Origin of the sequence: Pseudomonas sp. C11 (assembly GCF_034683865.1) — a bacterium.
Taxonomy (GTDB): Bacteria; Pseudomonadota; Gammaproteobacteria; order Pseudomonadales; family Pseudomonadaceae; genus Aquipseudomonas.
The window spans coordinates 290,833-305,447 of sequence record NZ_JAWIIP010000002.1 but is presented as its reverse complement, the minus strand read 5'-3'; the positions used below and the strand labels follow the sequence as shown (position 1 = coordinate 305,447).

The window sequence follows — 14,615 nt, the reverse complement described above, 5'->3', positions numbered from 1 at the left end:
GACGCCTAGATGGGGCTGGAGCGACCGGTCATTTCCCGGGCCATTTCGGTTGCATAGCTGTCGGTCATGCCGGCGATGAAATCGATCACCCGCATGAACGAGCGATAAAGCGGCCAGCCCGGCTCCGGCGCATAGTAACTGAGCAGATCGAGGATGCGTTGGTGCTTGAACGACAGCGGGCGGCCGCTGTGCAGCTCCAGTGCCGCGCCGCAGAAGGCGTTGAGCAGGATCTCCAGAGTGGTATAAGCGCCGATCTCGTGCAGGGTTTTGCGCTTGTCGTGGAAGATCTTCTCTCGCGCAAGGGCCTTGGCATGCTGCACGCAACGTTTGGCCGAGCCGTGCATGTGCTCGACCAGATCACCCTGCAGGGCGCCGCGCAGCAGATCCTGCTGTTGCTCGACGAACGCGCCGGCGGCAGCGTTGGTCAGGTGCTCGATGGCCTTGCCACGCAGGATCGCCAGCTTGCGCCGGCGTGAATCCTTCGGGCCGAGCTGACGGTAGGTTTCCGGCAGGTCATCGCCGACCAGGTCGAGCAGCAGGGCTTCCACTTCGCTGTAGTCGAGCAGTTCCATCTCGACGCCGTCTTCCAGGTCGATCAGGCCGTAGCAGATGTCGTCCGCGGCTTCCATCAGATAGACCAGCGGGTGGCGCGCCCAGCGCTGGCTTTCCAGCTGGGGCAGCTCCAGCTTGGCCGCGATCTGTTCGAGCAGCGGCAACTCGCTCTGGTAGCAGCCGAACTTGTGCTTCTTGTAGCCCAGGGCTTCGGCGTGGCGCGCCGTCCAGGGGTATTTGAGGTACGTGCCCAGGGTGGCGTAGGTGAGGCGCGTGCCACCGTCGAACTGGTGGTATTCCAGCTGGGTGAGTACACGAAAGCCCTGGGCATTGCCCTCGAAGTTGAGAAAGTCGTCGCGTTCGGCATCGCTCATGGCGTCCAGCCAGCCCTTGCCGGCGGCCTGCTGGAACCAGTGGCGGATGGCATCCTCGCCGGAATGGCCGAACGGCGGGTTGCCGATGTCATGGGCCAGGCAGGCCGACTGCACGACCATGCCCAGATCGCTCGGCTCGCACCAGTCGGGCAGTTCGTCGCGGATCATCTCGCCGACACGCATCGCCAGCGAGCGGCCGACGCAGCTGACCTCCAGCGAGTGGGTCAGGCGGGTATGGATATGGTCGTTGCTCGATACCGGGTGCACCTGGGTCTTGCGTCCCAGGCGGCGAAAGGCGCCGGAGAAGATGATGCGGTCATGATCCTTGTGAAACGGGCTACGGCCCAACTCGGCCGAGCTGGGCGCTGGTTTGCCGAGACGTTCGCGGGTGAGCAGGGTATGCCAATCCAAGGCCGATCCTCGCCGGGTTGATCAAGGCCCCTAGCTTGGGTGTTCGGGCGGTTGCCTGCAAGTCGCGGATTACAGGCCGGCGGCGTCGATGTCGACCAGTAGCAGGCGACGGCCGTTATCTATGAACTGGCCAGCCGTCAGGCAGTACTGGTTGCTGGTGGCGTCGCGGTAGGTGCTGGAGAGCGTCAGGCGGCGTTCTTCCCAACCTTCGGCGAGCAGTTGGTAGAAGTACGGTCGCCACGACCAGTTGTGGCCCAGATAGCGGTTGTCGGCCTGCCAGCGTTGTGCGCGCCACTCCAGGTTGGGCGTGAGTTGCGTGCCATGACGGTCGCATTGGTAGATGCGCAGCAGCCAGGGGTAGCCATCCGGTGGGCGCAGGGCCTCGGCCGAGGCGCCGCTTTCGGCCCAGGCCTTGAGCTCGCTCATCAGTTCGGCCAGTTGCTGGCGCATGTTCACCAAGCGTGCGCGCTCGGACAGCTTGTGCTGCACGTAGCTGTCGCGCAGGTGGGCGAAACGGCCGACGAAGGCGTCGCTGGCGAACAGTTCGCGCTCGGGTCGGGCGAACAGGAAGCCTTGTACGTAGCGGGCGCCGCATTCCAGCGCGAAATTCAGCTCGGCCTCGGTTTCCACGCCCTCGGCGATGATCCAGCAGCCGGTTTTCTCGGCCATCTGTGCCAGTGCCTTGACCACTTCACCGCTGGGGCCACCACGGGCGGCCTCCTGGAACAGGCGCATGTCCAGCTTGAGGATGTCCGGCTGCAGCGCCAGTACGCGGTCGAGCTGCGAGTAGCCGGCACCGAAATCGTCGATGGCGATGCGTGCCCCGGCCTCGCGGTACTGCGCGACCACGTGTGGCAGGCGCTGACTGGCGCCCCCCAGCTCGGTGATCTCGAAGACGATGCGGCCCGGTTCGATGCCGCTGCGTTCCAGCTGGATGAGGCTGGGCAAAGGCTGAGTGGGGCGCAGGCGGCTGATCCAGCGCGGTGAGATGTTGAGGCTGAGAAACCAGTCCTTGGGCGCTTCGTGAAAGCGCATCAGGGCATCTTCGCGAACCTGGCGATCGAGCCGGCGCAGGGCCGCTGGCGGCGTTTTGGGATCGGCGAACAGAGGGCCAGCCGAGCGCGCCTGGCCGTGCTCATCGCGCAGCCGTGCCAGCGCTTCGACCCCGGCAATGCGCCCGGTTGCCGTGTCGATGAAGGGCTGGAAGACGGCGAAAGGCAGTCCGTCGATCACCTGGGCATCCTTAGTTGTGAGCTGTGTTATGGCTATTGGATAAGCAGACGGCTCGACTAAGCAAGATCGCGGCCAGGCGGTATAGACCAGCGAAAAAATTATCGGCTGGTCATATCGCTCGGAGTGGCAGGGGCGTTGGAATTACGGCGCCTGAGCAGTGGCGCCAGCAGCAGGGCCAGGCGCAGCCAGCGGCGCCAGCCGCGTTTGCCGCCGATGAGGCCAGCCAGGGCCAAGGCACCACCGGTGAGCCATATTGGTGCGCTGCCGCTACGCAGGCTGAGGCCGAAGTCTTTCGCCTGGCGCAAGGGTTGGGTCAGCAGCAGCGCCTCATGGCGGATTTCCTGGCGGCGCATTTCCAGGCGCATGCGCAACATGGCTTTGCGCAACTCACGGCGCGAGGCATTACTGGGCAGTGTGGGTAGGCTCATGGCAGCAGTTGCTCCCGGTCACGTTGCAGTTCTTCCAGGCTGGCGCTGAACGGGGCGGGCGCACGCAACAGGCTGACCAGCAGCCAGCCGGCGCAGAGCAACAGGCCGATGCCATAGAACGCACAAAGCCCGATGGCCACGGCCAGGCGATGGGTGTCCCAGTAGAGGATCAGCAGCAACGCGGACAAGCCGATCAGCAGCAGCAGGGCGAAGCCCAGGCTCAGCCCGCCCAGCAGTAGGATGCGCAACGCCTGGCTGCGCTGTTCTTCCAGTTCGTGGCCGACCAGCTCCAGGTGACCCTGGAGCCAGCCGAGCAGGGCGCCGCCAAGGCGGCGCGGCGAAGGGCTATCGCTCATCTGCACGGTATCAGCGTCGGCTCAGGAGCAGGCCGATCAGCATGCCGATGGCAGCCGAGAGTCCGAGCGCCTGCCAGGGGTGCTTGTGCACATAGTCTTCGGTGGCGTCGACGGCGATCTTGCCCTGCTCGCGCAGGCTGGTCTCGGCGTGCTGCAGGGTTTCGCGGGCGCGAGACAGGCTGCTGCGGATGTCCTCGCGCAGATGATCGGCCTGCTCGCCGGCCAGGCTGGCGGAGTGCTGCAGCAGTTTCTCGGTGTCGTTGACCAGGGCCTGGAACTCGTCGAGCAGGCTGTCTTGTTGAGATGAAGCGGCAGTTTTGCGGGGCATCGTGCGCATCCTCTGCGTGGTGAATGTAAGGCTTGTGAGTGCAGAACGGCCTTGAGGGTTCAGTCAGATTAGCAAACTGTGTGCTGGTACATCGATTGCATTGTGCTGGTGCGTGATGCCTCGATCGTGCCCTTTGATGGGGCTTTTTCGGGTGGGGTCAGGATGGCCGAAATCGCTATTAACCTATTGATAAATAAAAAATAAGTACCTTTTCGAAAGAAGCTGACGGTGCCATTTTGGTGCCGTCGTGCAGCGCCAGTATCGGGCGATGCCGTCTGGCTTGCCACTTGCTGGTGCGCAGTTGCCAGGGTTTGCTTTCATTTGGTGCTTTTTCCATTTTCGGAGCCCTCGTCTTAGATGGAAAACCTCAACAGTGCCGTCGCCTCGCTGGTGCATGGTTCCAACACGCTGTTCATCCTGCTGGGTGCGATCATGGTGCTGGCCATGCACGCCGGTTTCGCCTTCCTCGAGGTAGGAACCGTCAGGCAGAAGAACCAGGTCAACGCGCTATCGAAGATTCTTTCGGACTTCGCCGTTTCGGCGTTGGCGTATTTCTTCGTCGGCTACTGGGTGGCCTACGGCATTACCTTTCTCGAGCCGGCTGCCGTGCTCACCGAAAACCATGGCTACGGTCTGGTGAAGTTCTTCTTCCTGTTGACCTTCGCCGCGGCCATTCCTGCGATCATCTCCGGTGGCATCGCCGAGCGTGCCAAGTTCTGCCCGCAGTTGTGCGCCACCGTGCTGATCGTGGCGTTCGTCTACCCCTTCTTCGAAGGGCTGATCTGGAACGGCAACCATGGCTTCCAGGCCTGGCTGGAGGCGCATTTCGGTGCCAGCTTCCACGATTTTGCCGGATCCGTGGTGGTGCACGGCGTCGGTGGCTGGTTGGCCTTCGGTGCGGTCATGCTGCTTGGCCGGCGCAATGGCCGCTACCGCGATGGTCGTCTGGTGGCGATGGCGCCGTCGAATATCCCGTTCCTGGCGCTGGGCTCATGGATCCTGATCATCGGCTGGTTCGGTTTCAACGTCATGAGCGCGCAGAATCTGGAAAACATCAGCGGCCTGGTGGCGGTCAACTCGCTGATGGCCATGGTCGGCGGCACCATGGCGGCCCTGCTGGTGGGGCGTAACGATCCCGGCTTTCTGCATAACGGCCCGCTGGCAGGCCTGGTGGCCGTTTGCGCAGGCTCGGATCTGATGCATCCGGTAGGCGCGCTGTTCACCGGCCTGATTGCCGGTGCACTGTTCGTCTGGGCCTTCACCGCCACGCAGGTAAAATGGAAGATCGACGACGTACTCGGCGTATGGCCATTGCATGGCCTGTGCGGCGTCTGGGGCGGGATCGCGTGTGGCATCTTCGCCCAGGAAAGTTTTGGTGGTCTGGGTGGTGTGAGCCTGGCCAGCCAGCTGATCGGCACGGCTGTCGGTGTGCTGGTTGCGCTGGTGGGTGGCTTTGCCGTGTATGGCCTGCTGAAGGCGACCCTGGGGATTCGCCTGGGTCAGGAAGAGGAGTTCAATGGCGCCGACCTGTCGATTCACAAGATCGGCTCGGTGAGCCACGACTGAGGTTTGCTACGGGCGTGAAAAAGCCGGGCATTGGCCCGGCTTTTTCATCGCTGAAGATCAGCCTTTGCGGCCTTCGACCTGCTTGCCGTTGACCGTGCCCTCCTTGAGCATGATCTGGTATTCCTTGCCGTCGGTTTCCACCTGATGCAGGCGCACCAGCAAATGGCCCCAATCCTTGGCGAACCAGAGTACGGTCTTGCGGCTGCTCTGGGTGGGGTCGCGCACGCGTTCGACCTTGATCGCGTCGATCAGGCCTGCGCGCGTGCGTACCACTTCCTCGCCCAGTACACGGAAGTCATAGGTCTCGACTTCATCGCCATCGACGACCTGGTAGCTCATGCTCTGCTTGCCGTCGGCGACGTCGAGCTGCAGGGCGATCTGGTAGCTGGACTTGTCCAGCAGGCCGCGATTGAGTGGCAGGCGCACGGCATTGTCGCGGTCGCTGCCGATGACCTGCTTCTGCTGCCAGTCGAAGTCCTGCTCGACCTTCTTGCTCTTGCCCAGGCCGCTGCGGTCGAAGCGGTAGCTCAGCGGCAGCAGCGTGCCGTTATCGAGCGTGAAGGTGCTTTGTTCGGTCAGGCCGGCGACCAGCATCGATGCCTCGAAATCCAGTTTCCAGCGCTCACCATCGACTTTCTCGAGGCTGCGTTCGGCGCTGCCACTGACCGGCAGTTGCTTCCAGTCTGCGGTGTAGCTGGCGGAGAAGGGTTCCAGTTCTGCCGAGAAAGCCGGCAGGCTGAACAGGGTCAGGGCGAACAACAGGGCGCGACGCATAAAGTCTCCTAGGTTCGAATCACGTGGCCGCTGGCGGGCAGCGGCTGGCCATCCAGCATTGCGCCTTGAGCGCCAAGACGCAAGCGGCCCGCAGCGAACCAGCGTACCGCCAGCGGGTAGATGCGGTGTTCCTGCTGGTGCACGCGGCTGGCCAGGCGCTCGGCCGTGTCGTCTGCCAGCACGGGCAGCACAGCTTGTACGACCAGAGGGCCACCATCGAGTTCCTCGGTCACGAAGTGCACGCTGCAGCCGTGCTCCGTATCGCCAGCTTCCAGGGCGCGTTGATGGGTGTGCAGGCCCTTGTGGCGAGGCAGCAGGGACGGATGAATGTTGATCAGACGTCCGCTGTAGTGCTTGACGAAACCCGGGGAGAGGATGCGCATGAAACCGGCCAGCACCACCAGATCGGGCTGATGGGCGTCGATGGCCTCGATCAATGCGGCATCGAAGGCTTCGCGGCCGTCGTAGTGCTTGTGATCGAGTACGCGGGTGGCAATGCCGGCCTGCTGCGCGCGCTGCAGACCGTAGGCGTCCGCGCGGTTGGAAATCACCGCGCGGATGCGTGCCGGGTTGTCGTCATGCGTGCAGCTGTCGATCAGCGCTTGCAGATTGCTGCCTGATCCGGAGATCAGGACGACGACATTGCAGGGCATCAGTGAGCTTTCAGGTTGTTCAGTACGACCTGTTCGGCACCGTCGGCGGCCGCGGCGATCTGGCCGATGACCCAAGGTTGCTCGCCGCTGGCGCGCAGGCTGCTCAGAGCGGCTTCGACCTGATCCTGAGCGACGCAGATGACCATGCCGACACCGCAGTTCAGCACGCGGTGCATTTCATGCTCGTCGACGTTGCCTTGTTCCTGCAGCCAGTCGAACACGGCTGGGCGATTCCAGCTGGCCACGTCGATCACCGCCTGGGCGCCTTGCGGCAGTACGCGCGGGATGTTGTCCAGCAGGCCGCCACCGGTGATGTGAGCCATGGCCTTGACCGCGCCGGTTTCCTTGATCAGCTTGAGCAGCGGCTTGACGTAGATGCGGGTCGGCGCCATCAGCAGGTCAGCCAGGGCCTTGCCGTCCAGTTGCACCTGCTCGATGTCGGCGCCGGAGACTTCGATGATCTTGCGGATCAGCGAGTAGCCGTTGGAGTGTGGGCCGGAGGAGGGCAGGGCGATCAGCGCGTCGCCGGTGACGACCTTGGAGCCGTCGATGATTTCGCTCTTTTCCACCACGCCGACGCAGAAACCGGCCAGGTCGTAGTCTTCGCCTTCGTACATGCCCGGCATCTCGGCGGTTTCACCACCGACCAGGGAGCAGCCAGCCAGCTCGCAGCCAGCGCCGATGCCGGTGACCACGGTGGCGGCGACGTCGACGTTGAGTTTGCCAGTGGCGTAGTAGTCGAGGAAGAACAGCGGCTCGGCGCCACAGACCACCAGGTCGTTGACGCACATGGCGACCAGATCCTGGCCGATGCTGTCGTGCTTGTTCAGGTTCAGCGCCAGGCGCAGCTTGGTGCCGACGCCGTCGGTGCCGGAGACCAGCACCGGCTGCTTGTAACCGGCCGGGATCTCGCACAGGGCGCCGAAGCCACCCAGGCCACCCATGACTTCCGGACGGGCAGTGCGCTTGGCCACGCCTTTGATGCGCTCGACCAGGGCTTCACCGGCATCGATGTCGACGCCTGCGTCCTTGTAGCTGATGGAGGGTTGCTTGCTCATAGATCCGGGCCTTTGAATGGGGAGTTCGGGTAGCGCCGACATGGCGCAGGCTCATCCAAGGAGCCCGGCGCGCCTACCGGCTGGCGAAGGCGCGCGATTTTATCAGGCTTGCCCGGTAGCGGCCACTCACGCGCATGCGCTTCGTCGCGCTCGGCATCGCCGGTTGCCCGGTCGTCAGCGGCTGTTTAAGGTATAGGCCCTTTACGGCCCCGCGCCGTCGTTCCTTCTGCGAGAGCCCATCATGCGTCCGTTCCTCCGTCTGTTGCTGTTCTGCCTGTCGCTGCTCTGCCTGCCTGTCATGGCGGCGCCGGTCAGTGGCCTGTATCAGGTGCGTGAGCCGGTTGCCGATCAGGAGCCTGCCAGCCGCGACGAGGCCATGCAGCGGGCGCTGCAGACCCTGGTGCAACGCCTGACCGGTGACGCCAAGGCTGTGAACAATCCGGGGCTGGACGGCCTGCGCAAGGATCCTCAGCAGATCGTCAGTCAGTTCGGCTACGAGGGCGACGCACTGATGGTGGACTTCGATCCGGCCAGCACCGAACGTTTGCTGCGTGGCGCCGGACTGCCGCTGTGGGGCGCCAATCGCCCGGCCATCCTCACCTGGTGGCTCAACGAGACCAGCGATGGCAGCCAACTGGTCGGCGAGAGCCAGGCGGAGGCCGCGCCACTGCGCGATGCCGCTCAGCATCGCGGGCTGCCGCTGCGCCTGCCGATGGCCGATCTCAGCGAGCAACTGGTGGCCACCCCGGAAGGTCTCGCGGCCAATGATCCGCAGGCTCTGCGCGATGCCTCCGAACGTTATGGCGCGGACGCGCTGCTGGCGGTGCGGGCAACGCAGCGCGATGACAAGTGGCAGGCGCAATGGCGCCTGTGGATCGGCGAGGAGCGCGAGCAGGGCAGTGTCGAGGCTGCCGATCAGGCCGCCCTGGCCGATGCCGTGATGCTGGCGGTCAACGAGCGCCTGGCGCCGCGTTTCGTCATCAAGCCGGGTGCTGCGCAAAGTCTGACGCTGGTGCTCGACGGTGCCGATCTGAACCGTTTCGCGGCCGTCGAGCGCCTGCTCGAGCCGTTCGCCCCGCGCCTGGTGGCAGTCAACGGCAAGCAACTGACCTATCAGGTCAGCGCCAGCGCCGATCAGTTGCGCGCCCAATTGGCTCTGGGCCAGTTGCAGGAAGAAGCAGCGCCGCAAATCGCGCCGACACCGGCGCCCGCCGCCGCTGGCCAGGCCCCGGGTGCTCCGGTTTCCACGCCTGTGCAGCCAAGCAACAACGCCCTGCATTTCCGCTGGTAAACTGCCGCGCTCTGGCCGTCCGGCCGGAGCGCCTGTGTGGCGCGCCCCGATACCAAGGAGCCGAGGATGACCGATTCCACTCGCTGGCTATGGATGGCTGGGCTGTTTCTGCTCGGCTGGTTGCTGTATCTGCTGCACCCGATTCTTTCCCCCTTTTTGGTCGGCATCCTGCTGGCCTATATGGGCGACCCGCTGGTCGATCGCCTGGAGCGCCATCGTCTGTCGCGCACTGGTGGCGTAGTGGTGGTCTTCGCCCTGTTCACACTGGCCTTGCTGATCCTGTTGCTGGTGTTGGTGCCGATGCTGGGGCGGCAACTGGTGCGCCTGTATCAACTGGCGCCGGAAATGCTCGACTGGCTGCAGGGCACGGCCTTGCCCTGGTCGCAGTCGCACCTTGGCGTGAGCAACGACGTGTTGCAGGTCGATCAGCTCAAGCAGGTGTTCTCCGACAACCTCGGCAAGACCACCGACGTGCTCAAGACCGTGCTGGCCCAGGCGACGTCGTCGGGTCTGGCACTGCTGGCCTGGCTGGGCAACCTGCTGCTGATTCCGGTGGTCAGCTTCTACCTGATGCGTGACTGGGATTTGCTGGTCGAGCGCCTACGCCGCCTGCTGCCGCGCCAGCGCGAAGGACTGGTGGTCAAGCTGGCGGGTGAATGCCATGAAGTGCTCGGCGCCTTCCTGCGTGGACAACTGATGGTGATGCTGGCACTGAGTGTCGTTTATGCCGTTGGCCTGATGTTCGTGGGCCTGGAACTGGGGCTTTTGATCGGCGTGCTGGCCGGCCTGGCGAGCATCGTGCCGTACATGGGCTTCATCGTCGGCATCGGTGCGGCGCTGACCGCCGCGCTCTTCCAGTTCGGCCTCGACCCCTATCCGCTGATCGGCATTGGGGTGGTGTTCATGATTGGCCAATTGCTCGAAGGCATGGTGCTGACCCCGCTGCTGGTGGGTGATCGCATCGGCCTGCATCCGGTGGCGGTGATCTTCGCCATCCTCGCCGGTGGCCAGCTGTTCGGCTTCACCGGGGTGCTGCTGGCCCTGCCGGTGGCGGCGGTGATCATGGTTTTGCTGCGTCATGCTCATGATTTATATAAACTTTCCGGCCTTTACGGAGAGAACAGCGGTTCCCACGAGCCCCCGACATGAAACCCATCCAGCTTCCCTTGGGGGTGCGTCTGCGCGACGACGCCACCTTCGCCAACTATTACCCTGGTGCCAATGCCGCGGCCTTGGGCTATGTCGAGCGTCTGTGCGAGGCCGATGCGGGCTGGACGGAGAGCCTGATCTACCTGTGGGGCGCCGAAGGTGTCGGGCGCAGCCACCTGTTGCAGGCAGCGTGCTTGCGCTTTGAGCAGCGTGGCGAGGCGGTGGTGTATCTGCCGCTGGGCGAGGTGGTGCAGCATGGCCCGGAGCTGCTCGACAACTTGGAGCAGTGCGAGCTGGTCTGCCTCGATGATCTGGATGCAATCGCTGGCCGCAGTGACTGGGAAGAGGGCCTGTTCCACCTGTTCAACCGCTTGCGTGACAGTGGTCGGCGTTTGTTGCTGGCCGGCACCATGTCGCCGCGCGAATTGCCGATCCAGTTGCCCGATCTCAAGTCGCGGCTGACCCTGGCGCTGGTCTTCCAGCTGCACGAGCTGTCCGACGAGGACAAGCTGCGTGCCCTGCAGCTACGCGCATCGCGCCGCGGCCTGCAGATGAGCGACGAGGTCGGGCGTTTCATCCTCACCCGTGGCGAGCGCGGCATGAGCGCACTGTTCGAACTGCTCGAACGCCTCGATCAGGCCTCGCTGCAGGCACAACGCAAGCTGACCATTCCTTTCCTCAAGGAAACCCTGGGCTGGTGAAGGGCTGCAGCTTCAAGCTGCAGAGCGTAGCCTGGATGCAATCCGGGAACCTTCCCACTCCATCCCCGTATTTCATCCGGGCCACGGGTTGCTCGCGAACTTTTAGCTGCACAGGCGCTTCGCGAGCAGAGCTCGCTCCTACATTCATGGCGCGCTCCAGGGCTTTCTAGCTCGCGCCCAGTTCCTGCATGAACTCGGCGATTGCCTCGGCGCAGGCCTTTGGCTGCGTCTGCAGGATGAAGTGCGGGCCATTCAGGCGAATCTGGCGGATATCGCTGCAGAACTGGGGCAGCCGTTCAGCGGCTGCGCTGGCGACCAGGCGATCCTGCAGGGGCCATAGGTGCAGGCAGGGTAGATCCAGTGCCTGCGTCGGTGCTTGCAGGCGGGCCAGAGTGGTGAGTCGTGCGCGCAGCAGTTTTTGATCCAGCCGGCGAACTTCCCACAGCACCCGTTCCAGGATCTCTTCTTCTGCCGCCTTATCCAGGCACAGCGCGCGCAGCAGCCAGGGCTGCGTGGCGAGTGCCAGCGGCATGGGCAGGTGCCTGAACAGTGGCAGAGCGGCATTGGGTCGGGTCAGAAACGAGGCGGCGAAGATCACACCGCGCAGACCCGTTGGTTGGCGTAGGGCAAGCCGGTAAGCGAGTGGGCCGGAAAACGACTCACCCAGCAGCACGAAGGGCGTGCCTCCAAGCTGCGGATAAAGTGCTTCGCTCAGGCTGTGATAGTCCTGCAGCCCCTTTGCTGGCAGGTTTATAACCTGGCAATCGATACCCGCGAGTGCGTCGAGCAAGGGGCCGAGGAGAGTGCTGCTGCCGTTCATGCCAGGCAGCAGCACCAGGCGCATCAGACCTCTCCTGCCAGCTTGCGGTCGTACTGGAAGCGCCAGCGTGTATAGAGCAGGGCGCAGCAGAACAGGCCGAAGCTGATCACCGCTTCCAGCGCGCCGAACAAGGCGCGCTGTGGGTCGATGGCGGCGAGTACGCCCTGGATGAAGTAGATGTTCACCACGAAGCAGATCCAGGCATGCGCGCGGGCGTTGCCCATGATCAGGCCAGGGGCGAGCAGTGCCAAAGGGATCAGCTGGATGGCCAGCACTACGCCGATGCGTGCACCGTGCAGATCGGCGAAAGCCAGGTTCCAGATCAGCAGCAGAAGCACCAGGGCGATGAAACTGAACAGGCTGAGGGTGCGGCTCAGTTTCATGCGCGGTTCGAGCCATTGCAGGCTGGGCAGGGGTTTCTTGGCACGGGCCACGGTCAGTTCTCCAGCTTCTGGGCGATGCGCGCCAGGCGCGTGCCAAGGGCCCGGCACAGGGCGACTTCATGTTCGTCGAGTGGACGCTTGCCGTCGCTGCCGGCATGGTGGCTGGGGCCGTAGGGCGTGCCACCGCCTTGGGTCTGCAGCAAAGCCGACTCACTATAGGGCAGGCCGCACAGCAGCATGCCGTGGTGTAGCAGGGGCAGCAGCATCGACAGCAGGGTGCTTTCCTGGCCGCCATGCAGGCTGGCGGTGGAGGTGAACACGCCCGCCGGCTTGCCGACCAGCTCGCCGGTCAGCCACAGGTTGCTGGTGCCATCGAGGAAATACTTCAGCGGGGCGGCCATGTTGCCGAACCGTGTCGGGCTGCCGAGAGCCAGGCCGGTGCAGTTCTTCAGGTCATCGAGGGTGGCGTAGGGGGCGCCTTCGTCGGGGATGCTCGGCGCTACGGCTTCGCATTCGCTGGACACCGCCGGTACCGTGCGCAGGCGTGCGTCGAGCCCGGCCAGTTCGATGCCGCGGGCGATTTGCGCGGCCATCTGCGCGGTGGCGCCGTGGCGGCTGTAGTAAAGAACCAGGATATAGGGGGCGCTCATGCCAGTAGCTCCAGTACTTTTTCCGGCGGCCGACCGATCACGGCTCTGCCACCCGCGACCAGGATGGGGCGCTCGATCAGCTTGGGATGGCTGGCCATGGCGTCGATCAGTTGCGCCTCGCTCAGGCTGGCATCGTCCAGGCCCAGTGCTTTGTACTCATCCTCGCCGCTGCGCAGCAGTTGCCGGGCGCTGATGCCCAGTTTTCCGAGCAGGTCGCGCAGCTCGGCGGCGCTGGGCGGTGTTTCCAGATAACGCACGACGTTCGGCTGCAGGCCGCGCGCTTCGAGCAACTCCAGCGCGCCACGGGATTTTGAGCAGCGTGGGTTGTGGTAGAGGGTCAGGTCGGTCATGGGACTATATTCGGCTTGAGGTGCTGGCTATTCTAACCGCCTCCCGCGTGGATACGTGAAGGTCGCCCATGCGCCTGGTGCGACCTTTTCGCGCGGCGGGCTGTCCATTGTGGTTCGGCAACTGCGGTTTGCGCGGTTGTCGTGAAAGGCAGTCCATCGGCGGCCCGCTGGGTCGATCACAGTTGTGCAAAAGGAGAGGGCATGCAGCATCGACTGCGGGATTGGCTGGATTTCTGGCGCTCCCTGTTGCAACGCTTCGTCGATGATCGTGGCACCAGCAGTGCGGCGGCGCTGACCTATACCACGTTGTTCGCGGTGGTGCCGATGATGACCGTCACCTTCGCCATGCTCTCGGCCATCCCGGCCTTCCAGGGCGTGGGTGAGGATATCCAGACCTTCATCTTCCACAATTTCGTGCCGTCTACTGGCGAGACGGTGCAGCAGTACCTGCGCGAGTTCACCGGTCAGGCGCGGCAACTGACCTGGATCGGTGTCGCAGTGCTGGCGGTCACGGCCTTTCTGATGCTGGTGACCATCGAGAAAACCTTCAATGCCATCTGGCGGGTACGCCAGCCGCGACGTGGTATGTCCAGCTTCCTGCTGTACTGGGCGATTCTCAGCCTCGGCCCGCTGTTGCTCGGCGCCGGTTTTGCCGTCAGTACCTACATCACCTCGCTGTCGTTGATCTCCGGGCCGGATGCGGTGCTCGGGGCCAAGACCCTGCTGCGGTTCATGCCGTTGCTGTCGAGCGTGGCGGCATTCACGCTGCTCTACGCGGCAGTACCCAATATCCGCGTGCCCTTGCGTCACGCGCTGCTGGGTGGTGCGTTCACGGCGGTGCTGTTCGAAATCGCCAAGGCGCTGTTCGGCCTTTATGTACGCCTGTTTCCCGGTTACCACCTGATCTACGGTGCCTTTGCCACCGTGCCGCTGTTTCTGCTGTGGATCTACCTGTCGTGGCTGATCGTGCTGCTGGGGGCCGAACTGGTCTGCAGCCTGTCGTTGCCCAAGCACTGGCGACGGCGCCCGCTGCCGCGCTCGCTGGTGTTACTCGGCATTCTGCGTTTGCTGCTGGAGCGCCAGCAGCGCGGCGAGCCGTTGCAACACCATGATCTGCAGGGCTCGGGCTGGCGAGTGCCGGAAGATGAGTGGGGCGAAGTCATGGCGTTTCTCGAGCGGGAGCATCTCGCCTGCCGTGCCAGTGGCGGCGGCTGGGTGTTGTGCCGCGACTTGCACCACTTCAGCCTGCAGCAATTGCTGGCCAGCAGCCCCTGGCCGCTACCGAATCTGCGCCAGTTGCCCGAACACCTCGACGAACCCTGGTATCCGGCCATGCGTCAGGCCCTGCAAACCCTGCAGGCGCAACAGGATGAGCTGTTTGGCGACAACCTGGCGGCCTGGCTGGCCGGGCGTCAGGGATCTCAGGCGACCCACTGACGGAAAATGTCAGATTGCGGCGTTGCTCCGCCAGGCATTCAGGCTGCTCTGGCCGCTATGACACAGCGCAGTGGGCCACCGCTGCGCTGGCATGCTTCTGG

17 protein-coding genes are annotated in these 14,615 nt (G+C 64.1%); 5 read left to right on the top strand and 12 right to left on the bottom strand.

Translation table 11 applies throughout. From position 1 onward, the window contains the following. Nucleotides 1–5: 5 nt before the first annotated feature. The 5 genes from VC352_RS04480 to VC352_RS04460 form a co-directional block, all read right to left on the bottom strand. Nucleotides 6–1,337: a deoxyguanosinetriphosphate triphosphohydrolase gene (locus VC352_RS04480; protein ID WP_322978383.1), complete on the bottom strand. Its 1,332-nt coding sequence runs from the start codon at nt 1,335–1,337 to the stop codon at nt 6–8. A 69-nt stretch (nt 1,338–1,406) separates the two neighbouring features. Then, a complete protein-coding gene (locus VC352_RS04475) occupies nt 1,407–2,570 on the bottom strand; it encodes an EAL domain-containing protein (RefSeq protein WP_322978382.1) in 1,164 nt (387 codons plus the stop codon). A 98-nt stretch (nt 2,571–2,668) separates the two neighbouring features. Further along, nucleotides 2,669–2,998 carry a hypothetical protein gene (locus tag VC352_RS04470; RefSeq protein ID WP_322978381.1) on the bottom strand — a complete coding sequence of 110 codons (330 nt, stop codon included), beginning with the start codon at nt 2,996–2,998 and terminating at the stop codon, nt 2,669–2,671. Continuing rightward, a complete protein-coding gene (locus tag VC352_RS04465) occupies nt 2,995–3,354 on the bottom strand; it encodes a phage holin family protein (protein ID WP_322978380.1) in 360 nt (119 codons plus the stop codon). The genes VC352_RS04470 and VC352_RS04465 overlap by 4 nt, the downstream gene beginning before the upstream one ends. Before the next feature lie 10 nt (nt 3,355–3,364). After that, the gene (locus tag VC352_RS04460) at nt 3,365–3,682 is read right to left on the bottom strand and encodes a YqjD family protein (RefSeq protein WP_322978379.1); all 318 of its coding nucleotides are present in this window, start codon (nt 3,680–3,682) and stop codon (nt 3,365–3,367) included. A 357-nt stretch (nt 3,683–4,039) separates the two neighbouring features. On the opposite strand from VC352_RS04460, the gene VC352_RS04455 reads away from it, so the two are divergent. Next, complete coding sequence (locus tag VC352_RS04455) at nt 4,040–5,248, top strand: ammonium transporter (RefSeq protein WP_322978378.1); 1,209 nt, start codon at nt 4,040–4,042, stop codon at nt 5,246–5,248. 57 nt (nt 5,249–5,305) lie between these two features. On the opposite strand, the gene VC352_RS04450 is transcribed toward VC352_RS04455, so the two are convergent. The 3 genes from VC352_RS04450 to purM are packed head-to-tail and all read right to left on the bottom strand — an operon-like array spanning nt 5,306 to nt 7,733. Beyond that, on the bottom strand, nt 5,306–6,022 hold the full coding sequence (locus tag VC352_RS04450) for a DUF3108 domain-containing protein (protein WP_322978377.1): 717 nt from the start codon (nt 6,020–6,022) through the stop codon (nt 5,306–5,308). Nucleotides 6,023–6,030: 8 nt separating this feature from the next. Beyond that, on the bottom strand, nt 6,031–6,675 hold the full coding sequence (purN, locus tag VC352_RS04445) for a phosphoribosylglycinamide formyltransferase (protein WP_322978376.1): 645 nt from the start codon (nt 6,673–6,675) through the stop codon (nt 6,031–6,033). Continuing rightward, nucleotides 6,675–7,733 carry a phosphoribosylformylglycinamidine cyclo-ligase gene (gene purM, locus VC352_RS04440; protein WP_322978375.1) on the bottom strand — a complete coding sequence of 353 codons (1,059 nt, stop codon included), beginning with the start codon at nt 7,731–7,733 and terminating at the stop codon, nt 6,675–6,677. The genes purN and purM overlap by 1 nt, the downstream gene beginning before the upstream one ends. 241 nt (nt 7,734–7,974) lie before the next feature. Here purM and VC352_RS04435 point away from each other — a divergent pair, with 241 nt between their 5' ends. The 3 genes from VC352_RS04435 (at nt 7,975) to hda (ending at nt 10,874) form a co-directional block, all read left to right on the top strand. Then, on the top strand, nt 7,975–9,024 hold the full coding sequence (locus tag VC352_RS04435) for a DUF2066 domain-containing protein (protein WP_322978374.1): 1,050 nt from the start codon (nt 7,975–7,977) through the stop codon (nt 9,022–9,024). A gap of 66 nt (nt 9,025–9,090) precedes the next feature. Further along, a complete protein-coding gene (locus VC352_RS04430) occupies nt 9,091–10,173 on the top strand; it encodes an AI-2E family transporter (RefSeq protein ID WP_322978373.1) in 1,083 nt (360 codons plus the stop codon). Further along, nucleotides 10,170–10,874, top strand: coding sequence for a DnaA regulatory inactivator Hda (gene hda, locus VC352_RS04425; protein WP_268183226.1), 705 nt, complete (start codon nt 10,170–10,172; stop codon nt 10,872–10,874). Before VC352_RS04430 ends, hda begins: the two co-directional genes overlap by 4 nt. A gap of 166 nt (nt 10,875–11,040) precedes the next feature. Here hda and VC352_RS04420 read toward each other — a convergent pair whose 3' ends face one another. The 4 genes from VC352_RS04420 to arsC are packed head-to-tail and all read right to left on the bottom strand — an operon-like array spanning nt 11,041 to nt 13,077. Then, nucleotides 11,041–11,718: an alpha/beta fold hydrolase gene (locus VC352_RS04420; protein WP_322978372.1), complete on the bottom strand. Its 678-nt coding sequence runs from the start codon at nt 11,716–11,718 to the stop codon at nt 11,041–11,043. After that, nucleotides 11,718–12,128, bottom strand: a complete 411-nt coding sequence (locus tag VC352_RS04415) for a DUF2069 domain-containing protein (protein ID WP_322978371.1) — start codon at nt 12,126–12,128, stop codon at nt 11,718–11,720. Before VC352_RS04415 ends, VC352_RS04420 begins: the two co-directional genes overlap by 1 nt. 2 nt (nt 12,129–12,130) lie before the next feature. Then, nucleotides 12,131–12,727, bottom strand: a complete 597-nt coding sequence (gene wrbA, locus VC352_RS04410) for an NAD(P)H:quinone oxidoreductase (RefSeq protein ID WP_322978370.1) — start codon at nt 12,725–12,727, stop codon at nt 12,131–12,133. After that, nucleotides 12,724–13,077, bottom strand: coding sequence for an arsenate reductase (glutaredoxin) (arsC, locus tag VC352_RS04405; protein WP_322978369.1), 354 nt, complete (start codon nt 13,075–13,077; stop codon nt 12,724–12,726). The genes wrbA and arsC overlap by 4 nt, the downstream gene beginning before the upstream one ends. Nucleotides 13,078–13,278: 201 nt before the next feature. Here arsC and VC352_RS04400 point away from each other — a divergent pair, with 201 nt between their 5' ends. Next, nucleotides 13,279–14,514, top strand: a complete 1,236-nt coding sequence (locus tag VC352_RS04400; RefSeq protein ID WP_322978368.1) for a virulence factor BrkB family protein — start codon at nt 13,279–13,281, stop codon at nt 14,512–14,514. Nucleotides 14,515–14,615 lie beyond the last annotated feature (101 nt).

Bases quoted from the DNA above. Each gene is read 5' to 3' on its own strand.
- VC352_RS04470 (WP_322978381.1), bottom strand. From the start codon at position 2,998: ATGAGCCTACCCACACTGCCCAGTAATGCCTCGCGCCGTGAGTTGCGC.
- VC352_RS04465 (WP_322978380.1), bottom strand. From the start codon at position 3,354: ATGAGCGATAGCCCTTCGCCGCGCCGCCTTGGCGGCGCCCTGCTCGGC.
- VC352_RS04460 (WP_322978379.1), bottom strand. From the start codon at position 3,682: ATGCCCCGCAAAACTGCCGCTTCATCTCAACAAGACAGCCTGCTCGAC.
- VC352_RS04455 (WP_322978378.1), top strand. From the start codon at position 4,040: ATGGAAAACCTCAACAGTGCCGTCGCCTCGCTGGTGCATGGTTCCAAC.
- VC352_RS04450 (WP_322978377.1), bottom strand. From the start codon at position 6,022: ATGCGTCGCGCCCTGTTGTTCGCCCTGACCCTGTTCAGCCTGCCGGCT.
- purN (WP_322978376.1), bottom strand. From the start codon at position 6,675: ATGCCCTGCAATGTCGTCGTCCTGATCTCCGGATCAGGCAGCAATCTG.
- purM (WP_322978375.1), bottom strand. From the start codon at position 7,733: ATGAGCAAGCAACCCTCCATCAGCTACAAGGACGCAGGCGTCGACATC.
- VC352_RS04435 (WP_322978374.1), top strand. From the start codon at position 7,975: ATGCGTCCGTTCCTCCGTCTGTTGCTGTTCTGCCTGTCGCTGCTCTGC.
- VC352_RS04430 (WP_322978373.1), top strand. From the start codon at position 9,091: ATGACCGATTCCACTCGCTGGCTATGGATGGCTGGGCTGTTTCTGCTC.
- hda (WP_268183226.1), top strand. From the start codon at position 10,170: ATGAAACCCATCCAGCTTCCCTTGGGGGTGCGTCTGCGCGACGACGCC.
- VC352_RS04420 (WP_322978372.1), bottom strand. From the start codon at position 11,718: ATGCGCCTGGTGCTGCTGCCTGGCATGAACGGCAGCAGCACTCTCCTC.
- wrbA (WP_322978370.1), bottom strand. From the start codon at position 12,727: ATGAGCGCCCCCTATATCCTGGTTCTTTACTACAGCCGCCACGGCGCC.
- arsC (WP_322978369.1), bottom strand. From the start codon at position 13,077: ATGACCGACCTGACCCTCTACCACAACCCACGCTGCTCAAAATCCCGT.
- VC352_RS04400 (WP_322978368.1), top strand. From the start codon at position 13,279: ATGCAGCATCGACTGCGGGATTGGCTGGATTTCTGGCGCTCCCTGTTG.